General features: G+C 57.0%; 16 protein-coding genes and 2 pseudogenes. 13 read left to right on the plus strand and 5 right to left on the minus strand.

Features of this window, described 5'->3' with window-relative positions; all coding sequences use genetic code 11:
* Nucleotides 1–144 precede the first annotated feature (144 nt).
* Together MOQ06_RS10830 and MOQ06_RS10835 are read left to right on the plus strand one after the other, a co-directional pair.
* Entirely contained in the window at nt 145–807 is a 663-nt protein-coding gene (locus MOQ06_RS10830) for a DUF1120 domain-containing protein (protein WP_242172877.1), read from the plus strand.
* A 258-nt stretch (nt 808–1,065) separates the two neighbouring features.
* Nucleotides 1,066–1,728 (plus strand): DUF1120 domain-containing protein, encoded by a 663-nt coding sequence (locus tag MOQ06_RS10835; protein ID WP_176610382.1) that lies wholly within the window; start codon nt 1,066–1,068, stop codon nt 1,726–1,728.
* Nucleotides 1,729–1,781: 53 nt separating this feature from the next.
* Here MOQ06_RS10835 and aldA read toward each other — a convergent pair whose 3' ends face one another.
* Together aldA and MOQ06_RS10845 are read right to left on the minus strand one after the other, a co-directional pair.
* Nucleotides 1,782–3,221: an aldehyde dehydrogenase gene (gene aldA, locus MOQ06_RS10840; RefSeq protein ID WP_242172879.1), complete on the minus strand. Its 1,440-nt coding sequence runs from the start codon at nt 3,219–3,221 to the stop codon at nt 1,782–1,784.
* Between the two features lie 199 nt (nt 3,222–3,420).
* Nucleotides 3,421–4,214 (minus strand): annotated as a pseudogene (locus MOQ06_RS10845) (YdcF family protein).
* A gap of 222 nt (nt 4,215–4,436) precedes the next feature.
* Between MOQ06_RS10845 and MOQ06_RS10850 the strand changes: the two are divergent.
* From MOQ06_RS10850 to MOQ06_RS10870, 5 genes and pseudogenes are all read left to right on the plus strand, one after another.
* Nucleotides 4,437–6,086, plus strand: coding sequence for an MFS transporter (locus MOQ06_RS10850; protein WP_242173257.1), 1,650 nt, complete (start codon nt 4,437–4,439; stop codon nt 6,084–6,086).
* Between the two features lie 19 nt (nt 6,087–6,105).
* The gene (locus MOQ06_RS10855) at nt 6,106–7,188 is read left to right on the plus strand and encodes an HlyD family secretion protein (RefSeq protein WP_176610385.1); all 1,083 of its coding nucleotides are present in this window, start codon (nt 6,106–6,108) and stop codon (nt 7,186–7,188) included.
* A complete protein-coding gene (locus tag MOQ06_RS10860) occupies nt 7,185–8,564 on the plus strand; it encodes an efflux transporter outer membrane subunit (RefSeq protein WP_242172881.1) in 1,380 nt (459 codons plus the stop codon). Before MOQ06_RS10855 ends, MOQ06_RS10860 begins: the two co-directional genes overlap by 4 nt.
* A gap of 364 nt (nt 8,565–8,928) precedes the next feature.
* The gene (locus MOQ06_RS10865; RefSeq protein ID WP_242172882.1) at nt 8,929–9,594 is read left to right on the plus strand and encodes a DUF1120 domain-containing protein; all 666 of its coding nucleotides are present in this window, start codon (nt 8,929–8,931) and stop codon (nt 9,592–9,594) included.
* Between the two features lie 452 nt (nt 9,595–10,046).
* Nucleotides 10,047–10,289, plus strand: a pseudogene (locus MOQ06_RS10870) (methyltransferase); the annotation flags it as partial.
* A gap of 96 nt (nt 10,290–10,385) precedes the next feature.
* Here the strand turns inward: MOQ06_RS10870 and hrpA are convergent.
* Nucleotides 10,386–14,288 carry an ATP-dependent RNA helicase HrpA gene (gene hrpA, locus MOQ06_RS10875; protein ID WP_242172884.1) on the minus strand — a complete coding sequence of 1,301 codons (3,903 nt, stop codon included), beginning with the start codon at nt 14,286–14,288 and terminating at the stop codon, nt 10,386–10,388.
* Between the two features lie 204 nt (nt 14,289–14,492).
* On the opposite strand from hrpA, the gene azoR reads away from it, so the two are divergent.
* Together azoR and MOQ06_RS10885 are read left to right on the plus strand one after the other, a co-directional pair.
* Nucleotides 14,493–15,098, plus strand: coding sequence for an FMN-dependent NADH-azoreductase (azoR, locus tag MOQ06_RS10880; protein WP_148419465.1), 606 nt, complete (start codon nt 14,493–14,495; stop codon nt 15,096–15,098).
* An 89-nt stretch (nt 15,099–15,187) separates the two neighbouring features.
* Entirely contained in the window at nt 15,188–15,874 is a 687-nt protein-coding gene (locus MOQ06_RS10885) for an RluA family pseudouridine synthase (RefSeq protein ID WP_193356483.1), read from the plus strand.
* A 7-nt stretch (nt 15,875–15,881) separates the two neighbouring features.
* Here MOQ06_RS10885 and MOQ06_RS10890 read toward each other — a convergent pair whose 3' ends face one another.
* The gene (locus MOQ06_RS10890; RefSeq protein ID WP_242172886.1) at nt 15,882–16,421 is read right to left on the minus strand and encodes a DUF2058 domain-containing protein; all 540 of its coding nucleotides are present in this window, start codon (nt 16,419–16,421) and stop codon (nt 15,882–15,884) included.
* Nucleotides 16,422–16,589: 168 nt separating this feature from the next.
* On the opposite strand from MOQ06_RS10890, the gene MOQ06_RS10895 reads away from it, so the two are divergent.
* Nucleotides 16,590–17,564: a DUF1852 domain-containing protein gene (locus tag MOQ06_RS10895; RefSeq protein WP_242173259.1), complete on the plus strand. Its 975-nt coding sequence runs from the start codon at nt 16,590–16,592 to the stop codon at nt 17,562–17,564.
* A 25-nt stretch (nt 17,565–17,589) separates the two neighbouring features.
* The gene (locus MOQ06_RS10900; RefSeq protein WP_242172888.1) at nt 17,590–18,618 is read left to right on the plus strand and encodes a methionine synthase; all 1,029 of its coding nucleotides are present in this window, start codon (nt 17,590–17,592) and stop codon (nt 18,616–18,618) included.
* Here the strand turns inward: MOQ06_RS10900 and MOQ06_RS10905 are convergent.
* Entirely contained in the window at nt 18,615–19,547 is a 933-nt protein-coding gene (locus MOQ06_RS10905; RefSeq protein WP_242172890.1) for a LysR family transcriptional regulator, read from the minus strand. The genes MOQ06_RS10900 and MOQ06_RS10905 overlap by 4 nt on opposite strands.
* 98 nt (nt 19,548–19,645) lie before the next feature.
* Between MOQ06_RS10905 and MOQ06_RS10910 the strand changes: the two genes are divergently transcribed.
* Nucleotides 19,646–20,080 (plus strand): DMT family transporter, encoded by a 435-nt coding sequence (locus MOQ06_RS10910; RefSeq protein WP_242172892.1) that lies wholly within the window; start codon nt 19,646–19,648, stop codon nt 20,078–20,080.
* A gap of 4 nt (nt 20,081–20,084) precedes the next feature.
* Entirely contained in the window at nt 20,085–20,543 is a 459-nt protein-coding gene (locus MOQ06_RS10915) for a DMT family transporter (RefSeq protein ID WP_148419458.1), read from the plus strand.

Here is a 20,543-nt window from a genome sequence, read left to right on the forward strand (position 1 = left end):
ATTTTTTCTAAAAAGTAGATTAAATTTTAATAAATATACCAAAAAACGAATGATAAATATTATTCCCGCCGATGGGTAAGGACGCCATCGCGGCGTTCTCTTATCTGCTCCGCAAATATTACAATCACGCAAAGGAAATCAAGGATGAAAAAAGTCATTCTGGCAACAACCATCGCCCTCATTGCTTCATCAGCTTTCGCAGCAGACACTGCCATTATTAAAGTTACAGGCACGTTAACCAACGCGGCCTGCACGGCAGAACTGGGTAACGGCGGTGTTATTGATTACGGTTACATTCGCCTCGGCGAACTATCAGATACAGCCAATAATAAGCTTGGTGAAAAACAGATTCCTGTGAGCATCACCTGCACCACGCCAACCAAGGTCGGCTTCATCATGACCGATAACCGCGCCGACAGCAATGCGCAGGTCCCTGTTGATATTGCGAAAAATAAGGACGTGACTGCAAAATATTACACCTTCGGCGTAGGGTTGACGCCTGAGGGGATTAAGATTGGTAACTACGGCGTGTCGATTAGCGGCTCCACCGTAAACGGTCAAGCCGCGGATAATATTGGGCAAAACCAAGGCTGGGTTTCAACCAAGTGGGAAAAAGCCGGAATTTCTCGCAGCGATGGCCTCCAGACCCTTACTTTTGCTGAAACAGGCACAACCGTTCCTATGGCCATCACGACGGCTAACTTTAACGTCGTCACCAGCCTGGCAATTCGTGATACCGCCACCCTGGCCATAACCGACGATACCGCGCTGGATGGTCAGACCACAATGACGCTGGTGTACCTCTAATCACAGACGTTGCCTATACCGGTTCAGCGAGTGCCTGAACCGGTACTTTTACCGTAGTTATATTCACACCACCAATTAAAAAGATTTCTTAAATTTCGGGATTCTCATAACTTAATTTTTTCTACAAAGTGGATTAAATTTTAATAAATATACCAAAAAACGAATAATAAATATTATTCCCGCCGATGGGTAAGGACGCCATCGCGGCGTTCTCTTATCTGCCCCGCATGTTTTAAAATCAAGCAAAGGAAATCAAGGATGAAAAAAGTCATTCTGGCCACAACCCTCGCCCTTATCACTTCATCAGCTTTCGCCGCAGACACTGCCATTATTAAAGTTGCAGGCACATTAACCAACGCGTCCTGCACGGCGGAACTGGGCAACGGCGGCGTTATTGATTACGGTTATATTCGCCTGGGTGAATTATCAGAAGGCGCGAATAACAAAATCGGTGAAAAAAAGATCCCGGTGACCATTAGCTGCACCGCGCCAACTAAAATGGGTTTCACTATCACCGACAATCGCGGCGACACTAATGCTCAACTGCCGGTTGATATCGCAGGTAATTTGAACCAGACGGCCAAATATTATACCTATGGCGTAGGTAAAACGGCTCAGGACGTGAAAATCGGTAATTACGGTATGTGGATTACGGGCGTAAGCGTAGACGGTAAGTCCGCGGACAGTATCGCGAATAACCACGACTGGCCTTCAACCAAATGGAATAAAAACGGCATTCCTCGCAGCGATGGGTATAATACCCTCGCGTTTGCCGAAACGGGCACAACTACCCCAATGGCGTTCACGACAGCGAACTTTAACTTCGTCACCAATCTGGTGATTCGGGATACCTCAACGCTGGCCATCACCGACGATACCGCACTGGATGGCCAGAACACCATGACGCTGGTTTATCTGTAAACAAATACGCGTTATTCATGCCGGGTCAGCGGGTTGCGCTGGCCCGGCTTTTTTTACGCCTGCAGGTAGACGACCTGTGTTTGCAGGTATTCATTCAGACCGTGCTTGCCGTCCGCCCCACCGATGCCGGACTTGCGCCAGCCCGCGTGGAATCCCTGCATCGCTTCAAAGTTCTCGCGGTTGATGTAGGTCTCGCCAAACTTCAGCCCCCTGATGGCCTTCATCGCCACGTTCAGATCCCGGGTATATATGGAAGACGTTAACCCATAGTCGCTGTCATTAGCCATGTTCAGCGCCTCCTCCAGCGTTTCAAATACCGCCACGGGCAGCACCGGACCGAAGGTTTCCTCGTGCATAATTGCCATCTCCTGGCGCACGTCGAGCAGCAGGGTTGGAGGATAAAAATATCCTCTTCCCTGCACAGCCTCACCGCCGAGAACGACTCTTGCTCCCTCCTGCACCGCGCGCGCCACCTTCTGCTCGACCCGCTCCAGCGCGGCGGCGTTAATCAGCGGCCCCATCGCAATATCGGTACGTTCAGCCGGATCGCCAAACTGCACGGCCTTCATCGCCTCCCCCAGGCGGTTGACAAAGCGGTCGTAAATTCCCTTCTGCACGTAAACGCGCTCTGCACAGTTACACACCTGCCCGGAGTTTATGACGCGCGAGTCTACAATGGCCTTAACGGCCAGCTCCAGATCTGCATCATCCATCACGATGGCCGGCGCTTTACCGCCGAGCTCAAGCCCCACTTTGGTGATGTTTTTCGCAGCCGCCGCCATGATTTTCTCACCCGCACCGACGCTTCCTGTCATGCTGACCAACGCCACTTTAGGATTGCCCGCCAGCTCCTGGCCGACGGTTTCGCCGCGGCCCAGCACAAGGTTAAACACGCCTTTCGGCAGGCCAATCTCATCGACGATTTTGGCGAACGCAATGGCGTTATTCGGGGTAAATTCGCTCGGCTTAATCACGATGGTGTTGCCGGTCAGCAGCGCGGGCGCAAGCTTGCGGGCAATCAGGAAGAACGGGAAGTTCCACGGCAGGATACCGGTGGTAACGCCCAGCGCGCGTTTAAAGACCAGGATGTTCTCGCCCGGGCGGTCGCTCTGGATGATTTCGCCTTCATAGCGACGCGCCCACTCGGCCATATAATCGATATAGTCAGCGGTAAAGTTAACTTCCACCGCCGCCAGCTGCTGGATTTTTCCACCTTCTGCCACAATCAGCGCCGCAATTTCATCCGCCCGTTCGCGGATCCCGGCGGAGATTTTACGCAGCCAGCCTGCCCGCTCAATGGCCGGCAGCGCCTCCCAGCCGGCCTGTGCGCGCTCAGCCGCGTCAATCGCTTTACGGGCATCTTCCGCGCCGCCGTCTGGAATGCGGGAAATGACCTCCTCGGTGGCGGGATTGATCACGTCAATCCAGGCGTCCCCCTGCCAGGCAACAAACTGTCCATCGATATACATAGGATGTTGTACGGGTACTGTCATGACCTGCTCCTGTAATTACGCTGTTTTTAACAAGTGAATGCATTGTTAAAAATTATAATTACCGGCGCCGTTGCCTACCCTGGCTGGCTGTTTTTGTGAGATATCTCATAAAAGAATCGGGTCAGCCGGTTATTAAAAGTCACAAACCGGCAACATAAGGTGCCCGTTTGCGTAAAAGATGGCGCAAACGGGCAGAACGTTACAGCAGCGAGCGGCTGACCAGCGCGTCGGTGAGGATCGCGTCATTGCGCAAAGTTTGCCACGCTTCCTCTACCTCTGCCGGGATGTCGACATGGTTGATAAAGTCGCGCCCCGCCGGGCCGTAGCCGTTAACGTCGTCCCGCAGGCGCGGAAGTTCTCCCAGCACCAGCGACAGATAGCGCTCGACAGGCCACAGCCCTTCGCCCGAACCAACAAACGCCAGACCGTCGTCGCTGTTTTTCAGGACCGGCGTGAGGCCAGGGTGGCTTAACCACGCGGGCGAAACCGGTTCATCACGGAAAACGCGGGCAAAGGTGGCCATCGTGCGCCGCTGCATGGTCGGGTCCTGTACCACCAGTATCCGCGCGTCGTTAAGGCCGCGATGCCTGATAAGCTCCCGGCTAAAGCGGGCATTCTCGCCGCAGTTGGTAGACTGATCTTCAATAACAATGTTTTCAGCCGGGATGTTCCAGAACTCACGCGCGATATCGGCCAGGATGGCAGCTTCCGGGCGGCCGGTGGTGGGCAGCCGGTTATAGCGAGGATGTTTCGCAATCGCGGCGTACAGGAAAGTGGTTGAGTGCCCGATGCCGCCGCTGACGATCAGTGGAGCACGCTGTTCTGCCGCGATGTTACAGGCAGCATCAATCGCGGGGATCACCGCGTTACCCGCCAGAATCACCAGATCAGCGGCTGGCTGGCCTGATAGTCATCCTGCGCCAGCCACTTCCCGACGGTATTGACGGCGTTGAGCGTCGAGCCGGGCAGACAGGGAAAAAGTGCCAGTGTCATCGTTACCTCCTTACAGCATACAGAGCCTTTGATTATCCCCCTTTCAGAATGTCATGCTATGGCAGATTGCTGAAAAAGCACTGACCGCTGATTTTTCAGCGCAGTCCTGAGATTTGATTAAGCTGTGAGAATCATATTCACTTGAATTATTATTTACGTCAGACGTAGACTTATTAGCTCGCAAATTATTCCACTTTTCATAAGGTAACCCCCGTTATGCGCCTGCCCAAACGCGACCCTTATGCTCCTCGCGAGTGGCAGCCACATGAGAAACCCGCCCTGCTGGGTTCGCCTTCCACGCCGGAACACAGCACGCCCAAACGGATTGCCTATGGCGTCGTTGGCCTGCTGGTATGCCTGACCGGAGCCCTGGGCAATGCGCTGGTCACCGCCAACCTGCAAAATTTGCAGGGTACGTTTGGCGCCTGGTCTACGGAGATAGCCTGGCTGCCGGCGGTCTACGTGATGACCAACATCTCCATTAACCTGCTGCTGGTGAAGTTCCGCCAGCAGTACGGTCTGCGCGCCTTTACGGAAGGTTTTCTGGTGCTGTACGTGCTGGTGACGTTCTTCCACCTGTTCGTGAACGACCTTAGCTCCGCGCTTATGGTCCGCGCCGCGCACGGGATGGTGGCCGCCGCGCTGAGCTCGCTCGGCATTTATTACCAAATCCAGGCCTGGCCCGCAAAGCACCGGCTAAAGGCGCTGACCATCGGCATCACCGGTTCTTCTCTCGCCATCCCTCTGGCCCGCCTTTTTTCGACCGAGCTACTACAGCTGGACGAGTGGCGCGGGCTCTATTTCTTTGAACTGGGTCTGGCGCTGATCTCCCTGGCCTGCGTGATAGCCCTGAAGCTGCCCCCCGGCGACCGCCGTAAGGTATTTGAGAAAAAAGATTTTATTACCTTCTTCTTAATGGCCCCCGGAATGGCCCTGCTCTGCGCGGTGCTCTCTTTGGGACGGCTCGACTGGTGGTTTGAAGCGCCGTGGATCGGCTGGGCGCTGGCGCTCTCGCTGGTGCTGATCGTCTCCGCCATCACGTTTGAGCATAATCGCAGTAACCCGCTGCTGAACACCCGCTGGCTGTCCAGCGGCAGCATCGTGCGCCTGGGGCTGATTATGCTGCTGATCCGCATCGTGCTGGCGGAACAGAACACCGGCGTCATCGGCTGGCTGCAGTACGTGGGCCTGCAGAACGAGCAGATGACGCATCTGGCGTGGGCTATCTTCGCCGGGATCGTCTGCGGTATCGTCACCAGTTGCCTGACGATTAAGCCCACCAGGCTGGCCTGGCCGATTATAACGTCCCTGGTGCTGATGATTGTCGCCTCGCTGCTGGACAGCCAGTCCAACAACCTGACCCGCCCGGACCAGCTGATCCTCAGCCAGTTCCTGCTGGGCTTCGGCAGCGCCTTCTTCCTCGCCCCGGCCATGCTGGCCGCCATCGGCGGCGTGATTGCCGATCCGCGTAACCTGGTCAGCTTCTCGGTAATGTTCGGCATGAGCCAGAACCTCGGGGGCCTGCTGGGTTCCGCTATTCTCGGCACCTTCCAGACCTGGCGCGAAAAGTACCACTCCAGCCTGCTGGCCGACCAGCTCACCACCCTCAACCCGCTGGTGAACGAACGTATTCAGCTTTACACCCAGATGTACAAAAGCCTGATTGGTGACAGCGCTCTGCTGGGCACCCAGGCCATTACCCAGCTTCAGACGGTGACCGCCCTTGAGGCAAATATTCTGGCTTACAACGATACTTATCTACTGACGGCGAGCATTGCTACTGCCACGCTGGTCTGGATTTTATGGCGCTTGCTGCGCCTGCGCATCACCGCCCGTATGGCCCTTAAGCACGCCACTGGCAATAAGCAATGATTATTTTTCAGGAGAAGTTATGAGTCAGCAGGACGCCGCCAAAGAGCAGGCTAACACCCGCAAAAACGTGCGCGTGGTTTCCGTTTTCACCGCCGCCGCCATCGGTATAGTCGGGGTACTGGCGATCCTGTACGCGTGGCAGCTGCCGCCGTTCACCCGCCACGTGCAGTTTACCGATAACGCCTACGTGCGCGGCCAGACGACGTTTATCAGCCCGCAGGTGAATGGCTATATCACCGAGGTACGCGTGCAGGATTTCGCGCAGGTTAAAAAAGGCGAGCTGCTGCTGCAAATTGATGACCGCATCTATCGCCAGCGCGTGCATCAGGCCGAAGCGCAGCTGGCAATGAAGGTTGCGGCGCTGAATAACAACCTGCAACAGCGAAAAAGCGCGGAAGCGGCGATCGTCAGTAACGAGGCGGCGCTGAAAAACGCCCGCGCGCAGAGCCTGAAAAACCAGGCGGATTTAAAACGCGTTAAGGAACTGACCGCGGACGGCTCCCTCTCCATTCGCGAGCGCGATGCGGCGCTGGCGAGTGCCGCGCAGGGCAGCGCCAACATCGACCAGGCGAAAGCAACGCTTGAGATGTCGCGTCAGGATTTGCAGACGGTAATCGTGAACCGCGCTGCGCTGGAAGCGGATGTTGAAAACGCCAAAGCCGCGCTGGAGCTGGCGCAGATTGACCTGCAAAATACCCGCATTGTCGCCCCGCGGGACGGCCAGCTTGGGCAGATCGCGGTGCGCCTGGGGGCGTACGTGACCGCCGGAACCCATCTCACCACCCTGGTTCCCCCGCAGCACTGGGTTATTGCCAATATTAAGGAGACGCAGCTTGCGGAGCTGCGCGTCGGTCAGCCGGTTAAATTCACCGTCGATGCGCTCAACAACAAAGCCTATCAGGGCCGCGTGGAGAGCATTTCCCCGGCAACGGGCGTCGAGTTCAGCGCCATTACCCCGGATAACGCTACCGGGAATTTCGTCAAAATCGCCCAGCGTATTCCGGTGCGCATTGAGGTGCTCGGCGAACCGGAGGATTACCGGCTGCTGCGTCCGGGCATGTCGGTGCAGGTGACCATTGACACGCGGGAGGCGAAACCATGACGCTTCGCCCGATAGCTGGCCTGCTGATGATGGTTATGCTGGCGGGTTGCCAGTCGGTAGACGTTGAGCCAGCCACATCGTCACTGCACATTCCTGAGCAGTGGCGCGCCGCGTCGGGGCCGAACAGCCCGGCGGAGCAGCTCTGGTGGCGGAATTTCCACGACAACAATCTGAACCGCTACGTGGAGCGGGCGCTCAGGAACAACAGCGACGTGCTCATTGCCCGCGAGCGGATTAACGAATACCAGGCGCGGGTGTACGCTGCCGACGGCAGCCTGTTTCCCTCCCTGGATGCGGGCATCTCGGGCACGCGCGCCCGGTCGCAGTCCGCCGCGACGGGGCTTCCGGTATACGGCGCGTTGTACAAAGGCAGCCTGACCGCCAGCTACGACGTTGATATCTGGGGCGTAAACCGCAGCACCGCCAGCGCCGCCGAAGCGTCGCTGGAGGCGCAAAAGGCGGCCGCCGCGGCTGCGGATCTAACCGTTGCGTCATCGGTGGCCTCCGGGTATGTCACCCTGCTGTCGCTGGATGAACAACTGCGCGTTACCCGCTCCACCCTGAAGTCCCGGGAGGAAGCCTTTAACCTTGCCAGGCGGCAGTTCGAAACGGGCTACAGCTCGCGCCTGGAGCTGATGCAGTCCGACTCCGAGCTGCGCGCCACCCGGGCGCAGGTTCCGCTTCTCCAGCACCAGATTGCGCAGCAGGAAAACGCGCTTAGCCTGCTGCTGGGCAGCAACCCCGGCGAGGTGGCGCGTAGCGAGAGCTTCAGCACGCTCACCCCGCTCAGGCTGCCTTCACAGCTGCCGTCGTCGCTGCTTAACCGACGTCCTGACATCGTTCAGGCCGAGCGCCAGCTGGTCGCGGCCGATGCGACGCTTGCCGCGTCACGCGCCAGCCTGCTGCCGTCGATCAACCTGACGGCAACCGGATCGGTTCAGGATCGCACCCTTCCAGGGCTGCTGGACAATCCGCTCCAGCTCTGGAGCGTGGGCGGCAGCGTTCTCGCCCCGCTGCTGAACCGCCAGGCGCTGAACGCGCAGGTGGATATTTCCCAGTCGCAGCGTAACCAGGCGCTGTACGGCTACGAGAAAATCGTTCGCAACGCTTTTGCGGAGGTGAACAACAGCCTTGACGCCATTACGCGCTATCAGGAACAGCTGGCCGAACTGCTGGCCCAGCAGGAGGTGGCACAGGAGACGCTGCGCATTGCGCAGAACCGCTATCGCAACGGGTACTCGTCCTATCTGGACGTGCTGGACGCACAGCGCACGCTGTTCTCGGTGCAAACAAACGTGGTGCAGGTGAAAAATAACCTGCTGCTGGCGCAGATTGATTTGTATAAAGCGCTGGGCGGCGGCTGGGTCAGTGCCTGAAGACATGCCCGGTGGCGCTACGCTTGCCGGGCCAACATTTCGCCCCCGGCGATACGGGTGCTGCACTACTCGTATCCAGGAACTGCCAGCATCGTGTATCGCGATCGGCGACATTTTATCGAGGCCCTATTATGGCAATGGGGTTAACGTTATAATATCTTTGTTATTTCATCACGCATATATCCAGCCAATAATCCCATCCTATATTTCAGCTTGTAAATCCACTTATTAATTTTAATAAATAAATTTAGTACTCCTAAATACACATACAAGCATAATTATATTATTATGCTTAAGGGGTGAAATAATTCGCGCATATTCATCTTATTCTCGTTATCATATTTATTTAAAGGAATTATCAGGGATGAAAAAAGTCATTCTTACCACTATTTTATCATTAAGTATTACATCGGCTTTCGCAGCTGAAACCGCTGTTCTGAAAGTTACAGGTACGTTAACCAACTCTTCTTGTACGGTTGAACTGGGTAACGGCGGCGTGTTTGATTATGGCGCTATTCACCTGGGTGAGTTATCCGCAACAGAAAGCAACGTCATTGGTGAAAAACAACTTCCTGCGACCATTCACTGCTCCGCGCCAACCAAAGTGGGATTCACCCTTACCGATAACCGTAGCGACAGCAATGCCGGATTGACGGTGCCGGTGGGTACTACAGGGGGTAGCACCTCTGCTAAGTATAAAACCTATGGTGTGGGAACGACCACTAACGGCGTGAAAATTGGTTCTTACGCGATGTGGACGATGGATCCTACTGTCGATGGAAATTCCGTTGACGGAATTGCACACAATCTGGACTGGCCTGATGGCAAATGGACAGCAGCTTCCGGTCCGCGTAGTGATGCTTTCAGTATCCTCACCTTTGCGGAAAAAGGCACTACCACTCCAATGCCTATCACAACAGCTTCATTTAACTTCGTGACCAATCTGGTAATTAGCGATACCGCAACGCTGGCTATTACAGACGATACCGCTCTGGATGGTCAGACCACCATGACGCTGGTTTATCTGTAAAAATTTATTTAATCGCAAAAGGGACTCCATCGGAGTCCCTTTACGATTTATAGTTTTATGTGCGTAGCCCCAAGCGCCGTTTACTTCAGATTGCCCGTAATGGCCGACACATCTTGCGGAGGCATTCCTCTGCCTGTGGGGCTGAGGAATCTCCTGTATTTTTTTATACAGATGCAATAATAATGCCGCTTTCAGAATGACTGAGGACTTTCAGCGATTCAAAGCGGCAATTTACCGCCGGAAGCCAGGTTGACGGCGACTGCGCTGAGCCACCCTGGCACGTTGGCAGATCCTGTCGTTTCAAAGTTGAAAGAAACATAAAGTCAATGGAATGACCAGTACAGCCGTATGTTCCCCTCTCTCCAGATGGGCGAGGGGATTGCTCAGTGCTCGCATTAATTTGTAGGGATCCCTCAGCCCACGTGGAGATGGCGAAAAAATCAGGAGTCCATCCGAACAACCCCGGCTATCTCGAATGGGCGCTGCACTACTCTCGTCCCGGCACGGTGATTATCGGCGATAACGTGGTGCGCGAGGGTGAAGTGATTAACGGCCAAAGCGACGACGCGCGCGTGCAGGGAGTACGTCGATTTATCGAGATGATAGGGGATAATCCGCGCTTAACCGCCACCGCGCTACAAACGGTCGGAGTTAAAGGCTGGGATGGGTTTACCCTGGCGATGGTGAACGGGTGAAAATTGTGCGGCCTGTTGCCCTCACCCCGGCCCTCTCCCACAGGGAGAGGGAGGTTAAAGTGCCCCCTCCCACGGGGAGAGGGAGAAAACCGGGTTTTAAGCGGTGATCTGCTCCATTGCCTGCAGAATACGCTTATCCGAAATCGGATACGGCGTACCGAGCTGTTGAGCAAAGAAGCTCACGCGCAGCTCCTCGATCATCCAGCGGATCTCCTGCACGTCTTCGTCATCGCGGCGCGCCGGAGGCAGTTTGTTGAGCCACTGCTGCCACGCCTGCTGCACGCTTTCCACCTTCAGCATCTGCGCGCGGTCGCGGTGCGGATCCACCGCCATTTTCTCCAGACGTTTTTCAATCGCCTGTAAATAACGCAGCGTATCGGCCAGACGCTTAAAGCCGTTGCCGGTGACAAAGCCGCGATAGACCAGCCCCGCCATCTGCGCCTTCACGTCCGACAGCCCCAGCGCCATGGTCATATCCACGCGCCCCTTAAGCCGCTTGTTGATGTTGAACACGGCGGTGAGGATCTGCTCAACCTGTCTGGCTATCTCCACCACGGTATCGTTCAGCTCCGCGCGCACCTTGTCATGCAGCCGAGCAAAACCCTCCTCCGTCCAGACCGGGCCGCCCGCCTCGTGGATAAGCTTATCCACGCCGCAGGAAATACAGTCGTCGATCAGATCCAGCACCTTGCCGTACGGGTTAAAGTACAGCCCCAGCTTGGCTTTGTTCGGCAGCTTCTCGTGCAGATACTTAATCGGCGACGGGATGTTGAGCAGCAGCAGGCGACGCAGCCCGCGCCACATCATCTGCTGCTGCTCCTGCGGATTGTCAAAAAGCTTAATCGCCACGCTATCGCGCTCGTCCACCAGCGCAGGCCAGGCCTTCACCCTGTAGTTGCCGCGCTTCTGCTCATAGCTTTCCGGCAATTGGCCGAAGCTCCAGATGTGCAGCCCGCTCTGCTCGATGCCGTCGTCCGCCACGGCGGATAGCGTTTCCTGAACCTTGCCTTTTAACGCCTCCTTCAGCTCCGTCAGAGAACGGCCTTCCAGCAGCTTTTTGTTTTTATCGTCCACCACGCGGAAGCTGATTTTCAGGTGATCGGGCACCTGATCCCAGTTCCAGTCGTCGCGGTCAATGGTGGTGCCGGTCATGCGTCGGAACTCGCGCTCGAGCGCGTCCAGCAGCGGCAGCTCCAGCGGCGTGACGCGGCCTAAAAACGCTTCAGCGTAGTTCGGAGCGGGCACAAAGTTGCGCCGCACCGGCTTGGGCAGGGATTTAATCAGGGCAATCACCAGCTCGCGGCGCAGGCCGGGGATCTGCCACTCAAACCCGCTCTCTTCCACCTGGTTAAGCAGCGGCAGCGGAATATGCACCGTGACGCCGTCCGCGTCCGCGCCCGGCTCAAACTGATAGGTCAGGCGCAGCTTGAGGTTGCCCTGATGCCAGAAGTTCGGGTAGTCGAGCTTGCTGACCGACTCCGCGCCCTCTTTGATCAGCATGCTCTTTTCAAAGTTGAGCAGGTCCGGCGTCTCTTTGCTGGCCTTTTTCCACCAGCTGTCGAAATGGCGCGCCGAAATCACGTCGTGGCTGATGCGCTGGTCGTAAAACTCAAACAGCGTTTCGTCGTCCACCAGAATGTCGCGGCGGCGGGACTTGTGCTCCAGCTCTTCCACCTCGGCGCGCAGCTTCAGGTTTTCACGGAAGAACGCGTGACGCGTCTGCCAGTCCCCCTCCACCAGCGCGTGGCGGATAAACAGCTCGCGGCTCAGCGCCGGGTCAATCTGGCTGTAGTTCACCTTACGCGCGGCGACGACAGGCAGACCATAGACGGTCACTTTTTCCGTCGCCATGACCGCGCCCTGCCCGCGCTCCCAGTGCGGTTCGCTGTACGAACGCTTCAGCAGGTGCTGCGCCACCGGCTCAACCCACTCCGGATCGATACGCGCGGCAATGCGTCCCCACAGGCGGCTGGTTTCCACCAGCTCCGCGACCATGGTCCATTTTGGCGGCTTCTTGAACAGGCCGGAACCGGGGAAGATGGAGAAGCGCGCGTTGCGTGCGCCGGTATATTCCTGCTTATCCGCATCCTTCATCCCGATATGGGACAGCAGGCCGGTCAGCAGCGCGATATGAATTTCGCGGTATTCTGCCGGCTCGCTGTTAACCGGAATCCCCAGCTCCTTCACCACCTGGCGCAGCTGGGTGTAGATATCCTGCCACTCGCGCACGCGCAGGTAGTTAAGGAAATCCACCCGGCACTGGCGACGGAACTGGTTAGACGAGAGCGCCTTCTGCTGCTCGCCGATGTAGTTCCACAGGTTGACGAAGGCGAGGAAATCAGACTCTTTGTCGTGGAAGCGCCGGTGCTTTTCATCCGACGCCTGCTGTTTGTCCATAGGACGCTCGCGCGGATCCTGAATGGAGAGCGCAGACGTAACGATCATCGCCTCGCGCACGCAGCCGTGCTTCTGCGCTTCCAGCACCATGCGCGCCAGGCGCGGATCCACCGGCAGCTGGCTGAGCTGGCGGCCAAGCGGCGTCAGCTTATACACGCTCGCCTGTTCATTGGTGGTAATTGCGCCCAGCTCTTCCAGCAGGCGCACCCCGTCCTGAATGTTGCGCTTGTCCGGCGCTTCCACAAACGGGAAGGCGGCGATGTCGCCGAGGCCCAGGGCGGTCATCTGCAGGATGACGGACGCCAGGTTGGTGCGCAGGATCTCAGGGTCGGTAAATTCCGGGCGCGAGAGAAAATCGTCTTCCGAGTAGAGACGAATGCAGATCCCCTCGGACACGCGGCCGCAGCGGCCCTTACGCTGGTTGGCCGACGCCTGGGAAACCGGCTCGATCGGCAGGCGCTGGACCTTGGTACGGTAGCTGTAGCGGCTGATGCGCGCCGTGCCCGGATCGATAACATATTTAATGCCCGGTACGGTCAGCGAGGTTTCCGCCACGTTGGTCGCCAGCACGATGCGGCGTCCGCCGTGGGGCTGGAACACGCGGTTCTGCTCGCTGTTCGACAGGCGCGCGTAGAGCGGCAGGATTTCCGTATGGCGCAGGTCGCGCTTGCTGAGCGCGTCGGCGGTATCGCGTATCTCGCGCTCGCCGCTCATGAAGATCAGAATGTCGCCCGCGCTTTCGTTCCCCAGCTCGTCTACGGCGTCAAAAATAGCCTGCAGCTGGTCGCGTTCGGTATCGTCCGCCGCCTCCACAATCGGGCGATAGCGCACTTCCACCGGATAGGTACGGCCCGACACTTCAATAATCGGCGCATTGTTGAAGTGTTTTGAGAAACGCTCCGGGTCAATGGTCGCGGAGGTGATGATGATTTTCAGATCCGGACGACGCGGCAGCAGCTCCTTCAGGTAGCCGAGCAGGAAGTCGATGTTCAGGCTGCGCTCGTGCGCCTCATCAATGATGATGGTGTCATACTGCATCAGCAGGCGATCCTGCTGGATTTCTGCCAGCAGGATACCGTCGGTCATCAGCTTGACCATGGTGTTATCGCTCACGTGGTCGCTGAAGCGCACCTTATAACCGATACAGCCGCCCGGCTCCGTTTGCAGCTCTTCAGCAATACGGTTGGCCACGGTACGCGCCGCCAGACGACGCGGCTGGGTGTGGCCAATCAGCCCCTTCACCCCGCGGCCCAGCTCCATGCAGATTTTCGGCAGCTGGGTCGTTTTCCCCGACCCGGTTTCGCCCGCGACGATCACCACCTGGTGGTCGCGCACGGCGTTGAGGATGTCCTGCTTTTTCTGGCTGACGGGCAGATTTTCCGGATAGGTAATCTCCGGGCGCGCGGCTTCACGCAGCACAACTTTCCCTGCCGCCTGTTCAATCTCTTTCGCCATCTCCTGGTAAATGGCCTGTTGTGCATCAGGATTTTTAACCTTCTTAACGCCGTGCAGGCGGCGCGCAAACCGCTGTTTATCGCGCAGCATCAGCGAATCAAGCTGCTGCATCAGCATCGGGAAGGTTAACTTTTGTTGTTCTGTCATAGCGTTAATGGGCAGTGCTCTGCCGGGTAAAATCTCTTTTTAATGATTGCTATAGCGTACCACATCAGCGCTTTTCGCGCCTTATTCAAAAAATTCGAACATAGGCTTCGATATATTGCGCTATCCCTGTGGCAGGATTGTGAATAAAGTGTCAACAAGCAACGGGGCAACCCCCTTCAGTCAAATACAAAACAGGAATCACCCATGAGCAAAGTATTAGTGTTGAAATCCAGTATTCTGGCAGGGTACTCACAGTCTGGTCAGCTGTCCGACTATTTCGTTGAACAATGGCGTGAACAGCACACCGGTGATGAAATCACCGTCCGCGACCTGGCGGCAAACCCGATTCCCGTGCTGGATGGCGAACTGGTTGGTGCGCTGCGTCCGAGCGATGCGCCGCTCTCCCCGCGTCAGCAGGAAGCCCTGGCCCTTTCTGACGAGCTGATTGCCGAGCTGAAGGCGCACGACGTTATCGTGTTCAACGCTCCAATGTACAACTTCAACATTCCTACCCAGCTGAAGAACTACTTCGACCTGGTGGCGCGCGCTGGCGTAACCTTCCGTTACACCGAGAACGGCCCGGAAGGCCTGGTGAAAGGTAAACGTGCCATCGTGCTGACCAGCCGCGGCGGTATTCATAAAGATACCCCAACTGACCTGGTCACGCCGTACATGACGCTGTTCCTGGGCTTCATCGGCATTACCGACGTGAACTTTGTGTTCGCGGAAGGTATCGCTTACGGCCCGGAAGTGGCAACCAAAGCGCAGACCGACGCGAAAGCCGCTATCGACAGCCTGGTCGCAGCGTAAGATCCTCCCCTCTCACCGCCCGGTGGGAGGGTTTTTCTTTCCCTGAAAGTTCGTTATCATCCGCTCCCCCTTTCCAGCCGGACAGCCTGATGTCTGTCATTATCGATACTTTTATCGCTCCGCCGTGTCACGACGAGGTTGAGATCCTCTGGCAGGACGATCATCTTTTGCTGATTAACAAACCTTCCGGGCTGCTTAGCCTGTCGGGTAAAAATCCGCAGAACCGCGATTCCGTGCACTATCGTCTGGTCCAGGACTTCCCCGGCTGCACGCTGGTGCACCGTCTCGATTTCGGCACGTCTGGCCTGATGGTGATTGCCCTGAATAAAGCCGTTAACGCCGCCCTGTGCCACCAGTTCAGCCAGCGCGCCGTGACCAAGGTTTACAGCGCCCTGCTTTGCGGGCACGTGGAGCAGGATGGCGGGATCGTCGATGCACCCATCGCCAAAGATCCGGCACTGTTTCCGCTGATGTCGATCTGTGCCGTCAACGGCAAACCCGCCCGCTCGCGCTATCGGGTGATGGAACGTCTGTATCAGAATAGGGAGGTGCCGGTAACGCGGGTCGAACTGTCGCCTGAAACCGGGCGAACCCACCAGCTGCGCCTTCACTGCCAGCAGCTGGGCCATCCGATTTTAGGCTGCGATCTGTATGGGGGACTGACGCTGCCGGGCACCGGGGCGACGCCACGGCTGATGCTGCACGCCAGCGAGCTGAATTTTATTCATCCGGCGAGCGGCGAGACGATCCACGCCCGTCACGCCGCGCCGTTCTGAGCGGGGTTTACCACATTAAATCGTCAGGGACTTTGAAATCCGCATACGGATCGTCTTCGTCCTGCTCTTCCTGACTCAGCGCGCTGTTTAACACAATGCTGTCGGCATCGCGCTGGGCAATTTTATCCGCCACCACGGCCGGAATAATCGCGTATTCGCAGTCGCCGCTGGCGTTAATCACCAGTCGGGCAATCGCCAGACGGCCGTTAATCAGCTGAGCCTGCGTCTGCTTATCAACGTCGATTTTTTTGATCAGGTTGCCGTCGGTAAAGTTAAAGGTGATGTTGCCTTTCGCCACGGTGATGCGGTTCATCTCAATCAGCTGCTTCACCTGCGCTTTAAACTCTTTCGCCAGCACGGCCTGCTTCTGCTGCTCGCTCAGCTGCCTGTCGCGCTCAAGCTGCGCTTTCTTGTTCTCTTCTACGGCCTCTCTCGCCTCGCGAGCCTGGACGCGGGATTTTTTCGCCGTGCGCTGAACCTTCGCCATCTTTTTGCTGCTGACTAAGCCCGCTTTCAGCATCTGCTCCTGCAGGGTGAGTTTTGTCATGATCGTTTAAACCGTTTAGAAATGTCGGAGGATTATACCTGAATTGAGCCGTTCATGAAGAACCCTCATGTTGCGGTGAAATTAAGTCACTTCCCCTGCGCCAGCGGCTCAGGCATAAATTATACATTGATAACGTTCCGGCAACATGAACTTAGGATGCATAACCAAATGAGCCAGGCTTTCACATTTACCCTTAAGCGCAGTTGCTTCGATGAAAATTATAACCCGTCTGAAAATACGCGTACCACCACCAACTTTGCCAACCTGGCCCGCGGCGAGAAGCGTCAGGAAAACCTGCGCAATACGCTGGTGATGATCAACAATCGCTTCAACGCGCTGGCGCGCTGGGATAACCCTAAAGCCGACCGCTACGCCGTCGAGCTGGAGATTATTTCTGTCGATATGAATATCGGCGGCGATTTTACCTTCCCGGCCATCGAAATTCTGCAGGCGACGATCGTGGATAAAAAAACCAGCGAGCGCATCGAAGGCATCGTGGGAAATAACTTCTCCTCCTACGTCCGCGACTATGACTTCAGCGTCCTGCTGCTGGAGCATAATAAAGATCGATCCCGTTTTAGCCTCCCCGACAATTTTGGCGAGCTGCACGGCAATATCTTTAAAAGCTTTATCCACTCTGCGGCGTATCGGACGAACTTTAAAAAAGCGCCGGTAATCTGCCTGAGCGTTTCAAGCAAAGACACCTACCGTCGTACCGGCAACCATCATCCGGTGCTGGGCTTTGAGTACCAGCCGGACGGCGAGTCGCTGACGGAGCAGTATTTCGCCAGAATGGGCCTCAGCGTCCGCTACTTCATGCCTGAAAACAGCGTCGCGCCCTTTGCCTTCTTCTTCACCGGCGATTTGCTGCGCGATTACACCAACCTCGAGCTGATCGGCACCATCAGCACCATGGAGACGTTCCAGAAGATCTATCGCCCGGAAATTTATAATGCCAATTCCGCCGCGGGACAGTGTTACCAGCCTGATTTGAACCAGCAGGATCACTCGTTAACGAAAATCGTTTATGACCGCGAAGAGCGCAGCCGGCTGGCCATTGAGCAGGGAAAATATACCGAAGAGCGGTTTATCAAACCCTATAAAACCCTTCTTGAGCAGTGGTCTCATAACTTCACGCTTTAATATTACGGATAAAAGGTTACTTATTATGAAAACATTGCTCCCGACTTCAACGGCTGGCAGCCTGCCGAAACCTACCTGGCTCGCGCAGCCGGAAACGCTCTGGTCGCCGTGGAAACTGCAGGACGAGGAATTGCTGGCAGGCAAACAGGACGCGCTGCGCCTGTCCCTGGATGAACAGCTTCGCGCGGGAATCGATATCGTCAGCGACGGCGAGCAAACCCGCCAGCACTTCGTTACCACCTTTATTGAGCACCTGAGCGGCGTGGATTTTGAAAACCGCCAGACGGTGCGGATCCGCAACCGCTACGATGCGAGCGTGCCGACGGTGGTCGATGCGGTCGAGCGGCAGAAGCCGGTGTTCGTTGACGACGCGAAATACCTGCGCCAGCTCACGGACAGGCCGATCAAATGGGCGCTGCCCGGCCCGATGACCATGATAGACACCCTCTACGACGCCCACTACAAAAGCCGCGAAAAGCTGGCCTGGGAGTTCGCTAAAATTCTCAATCAGGAAGCCCGCGAGCTGGAAGCGGCCGGCGTCGACATTATTCAGTTCGATGAGCCTGCCTTTAACGTCTTTTTCGACGAGGTGAACGACTGGGGTATCGCCGCGCTGGAACGCGCCGTGGAAGGGCTGAAATGCGAAACCGCGGTGCATATCTGCTACGGGTACGGCATCAAGGCCAATACCGACTGGAAAAAGACGCTCGGCTCCGAGTGGCGCCAGTATGAAGAAGCGTTTCCTAAGTTGCAGACCTCGAAAATCGACATCATCTCGCTGGAGTGCCACAACTCCCGCGTGCCGATGGATCTGCTGGAGCTGATCCGCGGTAAAAAAGTGATGGTGGGGGCAATCGATGTGGCAACGACTACCGTCGAAACGCCGGAAGAGGTCGCCGATACGCTGCGCAAGGCGCTGCAGTTTGTCGATGCGGACAAGCTTTATCCGTCAACCAACTGCGGCATGGCTCCCCTTTCCCGCCAGGTCGCTAACGGTAAGCTCAACGCGCTGAGCGCCGGGGCAGAGATCGTCCGCCGCGAGCTTGCCCGCTAGACCTGCCAGTAGAGCGGCGTGCCGAACCGTTCAATATAGTGATCGATAACCGCCCTGACGTTCAGGGGCGGGTGCCGCGCGTTCGGGTAAATCGCCGCAATCGTCAGTGGCTCCGCGTTAATGGAACACTCCATCTCCGGCAGCAGCGCCACCAGCTCGCCGCTTTTCAGCCTTTCGCTCACCATCCAGTCCGGGAAAAGCACAATCCCCATGCCGCCCAGTGCGGCAATAAGCAGCGTTTCCGCATTATTCGAGGCCATCAGCGGTGCGATGGGATAGTGAACCCACGCCTCGCCCGGCCTGCGGATCAGCCAGCGGTTAGGCCCGGACGAGCCGCGATAGACCAGGCAGCGGTGGCGGCTGAGATCGTCCGGCCCTTCAGGCGCGCCGTGCTTTCGCAGGTAGTCCGGCGAGGCCGCGAGGTGATAGAACTGCTGCCCGAACACCCGCGCGTGAAACGAGGAGTCCGTGAGCGCGCCGATGCGGAAGATAACGTCCGCGGCGTCGCGGTGAGGATCGATAAAATCGTCGGTGAGGGTCAGCTCGACGGAAAGGCGGGGATAACGCGCTGAAAGCGCGGGCAGCCCCGGTGCGATGTGCCTTTGCCCGAAAAAGACCGGTCCATTGATGCGCAGCGTGCCCGACGGCTCGCGCGCGCGTTCATCCAGCTCGCGTCGCGCGTCCTCCAGATTCCCCGCCATCGCCCGCGCATAGCGAACAAAAAGATGCCCGCTCTCGGTGGGGATAATTGCCCGCGTGTTGCGGTAGAACAGCTGCTGCCCGAGGGCATCTTCAAGCTGGTGGATCACGCGCGAAACCTGCGACGCGGAGATCCCCTCCCGCCTCGCGACCACGGAAAAATTCTGCGCGTCATACACGTCGATAAAAATCAGCAGCGCGCGAATGCTGATATTTCCGGCATCAATCATTAATGCATATCCTGCACAGGTGTTTCCTGCATTATGGCATTTTTCTCAATGATTATCAGACGTACTCTTCTCCGCCTGAAAAAAGGAGAAGAGGCGTTATGCACGTTATTTTGATTTTACTGGTGATTGCCGGCGGTATGGGGCTGTCCGTGGAGGCCGGGCTGCTGGGGCCGCTGGGTGCCGAAGTCGGCGATCTGTGGGCCACATTCAGCATATTCAGCGTGGGGGCCGGGCTGACGTTTTTGCTGATGCTGTTTTTCAGCCCGCGCAACAGCGCCTCGTTCTTTGCGCAGCCGTCGTGGCATCTGCTCGGCGGGGTACTCGGCCCGGTTTACGTCGTCATTCTGACCATTGCCACGCCGGCAATCGGCATTGCCATGACGATGATTGGCATTCTGGCCGGTCAGGTGTTTAAGAGCCTGATAATCGACCACTTTGGCCTGCTGGGCACGCCGCACCGCAGGATCGATACGAAACGCATTATCGCGCTGGCGTTTATTATCGCCGCGCTTATTCTCGTGGCGCAGGGGTAAGGTTATGACGGTAATTATGATTATTCTGGCCGTTATCGGCGGCGCGACGCTGAGCGTTCAGGCCGCCATCAACGGGCAATTAGGCAGCAGCGTGGGGGTTTTCAAAAGCGCGTTTCTGACGTTTTCCGTCGGGGCACTGGTGACCGCCCTGCTCATCTTCTTCTTTGAGCCGAAACAGGCGGTCGGCCTGATGGACGTGCCCAAATGGCAGCTTCTGGGCGCGCTGTGCGGCGTGCCCTATATCGTGATTATGGTCCTCGCCGTGCAGCGTATCGGCACCGCCGTCGCGACGGTGGCGGTGATTCTGGGCCAGCTGACCATGAGTATGCTGATCGACAACTTCGGCTGGCTTAACAATGCGGCCATTCCGTTTTCCATGAGCCGCCTGGGGGCCGTCGTCTGCCTGGGTATTGCGCTGTGCTTTATTTACTCCAGCAGCAAGCCGCGGCCCGAAGGCGATTAA

The organism is Enterobacter sp. I4, assembly GCF_022669095.1.
Taxonomy (GTDB): domain Bacteria; phylum Pseudomonadota; class Gammaproteobacteria; order Enterobacterales; family Enterobacteriaceae; genus Enterobacter; species Enterobacter pasteurii.

Coding starts and splice junctions, on each gene's coding strand:
- MOQ06_RS10830 (WP_242172877.1), top strand. CDS start 145: ATGAAAAAAGTCATTCTGGCAACAACCATCGCCCTCATTGCTTCATCA.
- MOQ06_RS10835 (WP_176610382.1), top strand. CDS start 1,066: ATGAAAAAAGTCATTCTGGCCACAACCCTCGCCCTTATCACTTCATCA.
- aldA (WP_242172879.1), bottom strand. CDS start 3,221: ATGACAGTACCCGTACAACATCCTATGTATATCGATGGACAGTTTGTT.
- MOQ06_RS10855 (WP_176610385.1), top strand. CDS start 6,106: ATGAGTCAGCAGGACGCCGCCAAAGAGCAGGCTAACACCCGCAAAAAC.
- MOQ06_RS10860 (WP_242172881.1), top strand. CDS start 7,185: ATGACGCTTCGCCCGATAGCTGGCCTGCTGATGATGGTTATGCTGGCG.
- MOQ06_RS10865 (WP_242172882.1), top strand. CDS start 8,929: ATGAAAAAAGTCATTCTTACCACTATTTTATCATTAAGTATTACATCG.
- hrpA (WP_242172884.1), bottom strand. CDS start 14,288: ATGACAGAACAACAAAAGTTAACCTTCCCGATGCTGATGCAGCAGCTT.
- azoR (WP_148419465.1), top strand. CDS start 14,493: ATGAGCAAAGTATTAGTGTTGAAATCCAGTATTCTGGCAGGGTACTCA.
- MOQ06_RS10885 (WP_193356483.1), top strand. CDS start 15,188: ATGTCTGTCATTATCGATACTTTTATCGCTCCGCCGTGTCACGACGAG.
- MOQ06_RS10890 (WP_242172886.1), bottom strand. CDS start 16,421: ATGACAAAACTCACCCTGCAGGAGCAGATGCTGAAAGCGGGCTTAGTC.
- MOQ06_RS10895 (WP_242173259.1), top strand. CDS start 16,590: ATGAGCCAGGCTTTCACATTTACCCTTAAGCGCAGTTGCTTCGATGAA.
- MOQ06_RS10900 (WP_242172888.1), top strand. CDS start 17,590: ATGAAAACATTGCTCCCGACTTCAACGGCTGGCAGCCTGCCGAAACCT.
- MOQ06_RS10905 (WP_242172890.1), bottom strand. CDS start 19,547: ATGATTGATGCCGGAAATATCAGCATTCGCGCGCTGCTGATTTTTATC.
- MOQ06_RS10910 (WP_242172892.1), top strand. CDS start 19,646: ATGCACGTTATTTTGATTTTACTGGTGATTGCCGGCGGTATGGGGCTG.
- MOQ06_RS10915 (WP_148419458.1), top strand. CDS start 20,085: ATGACGGTAATTATGATTATTCTGGCCGTTATCGGCGGCGCGACGCTG.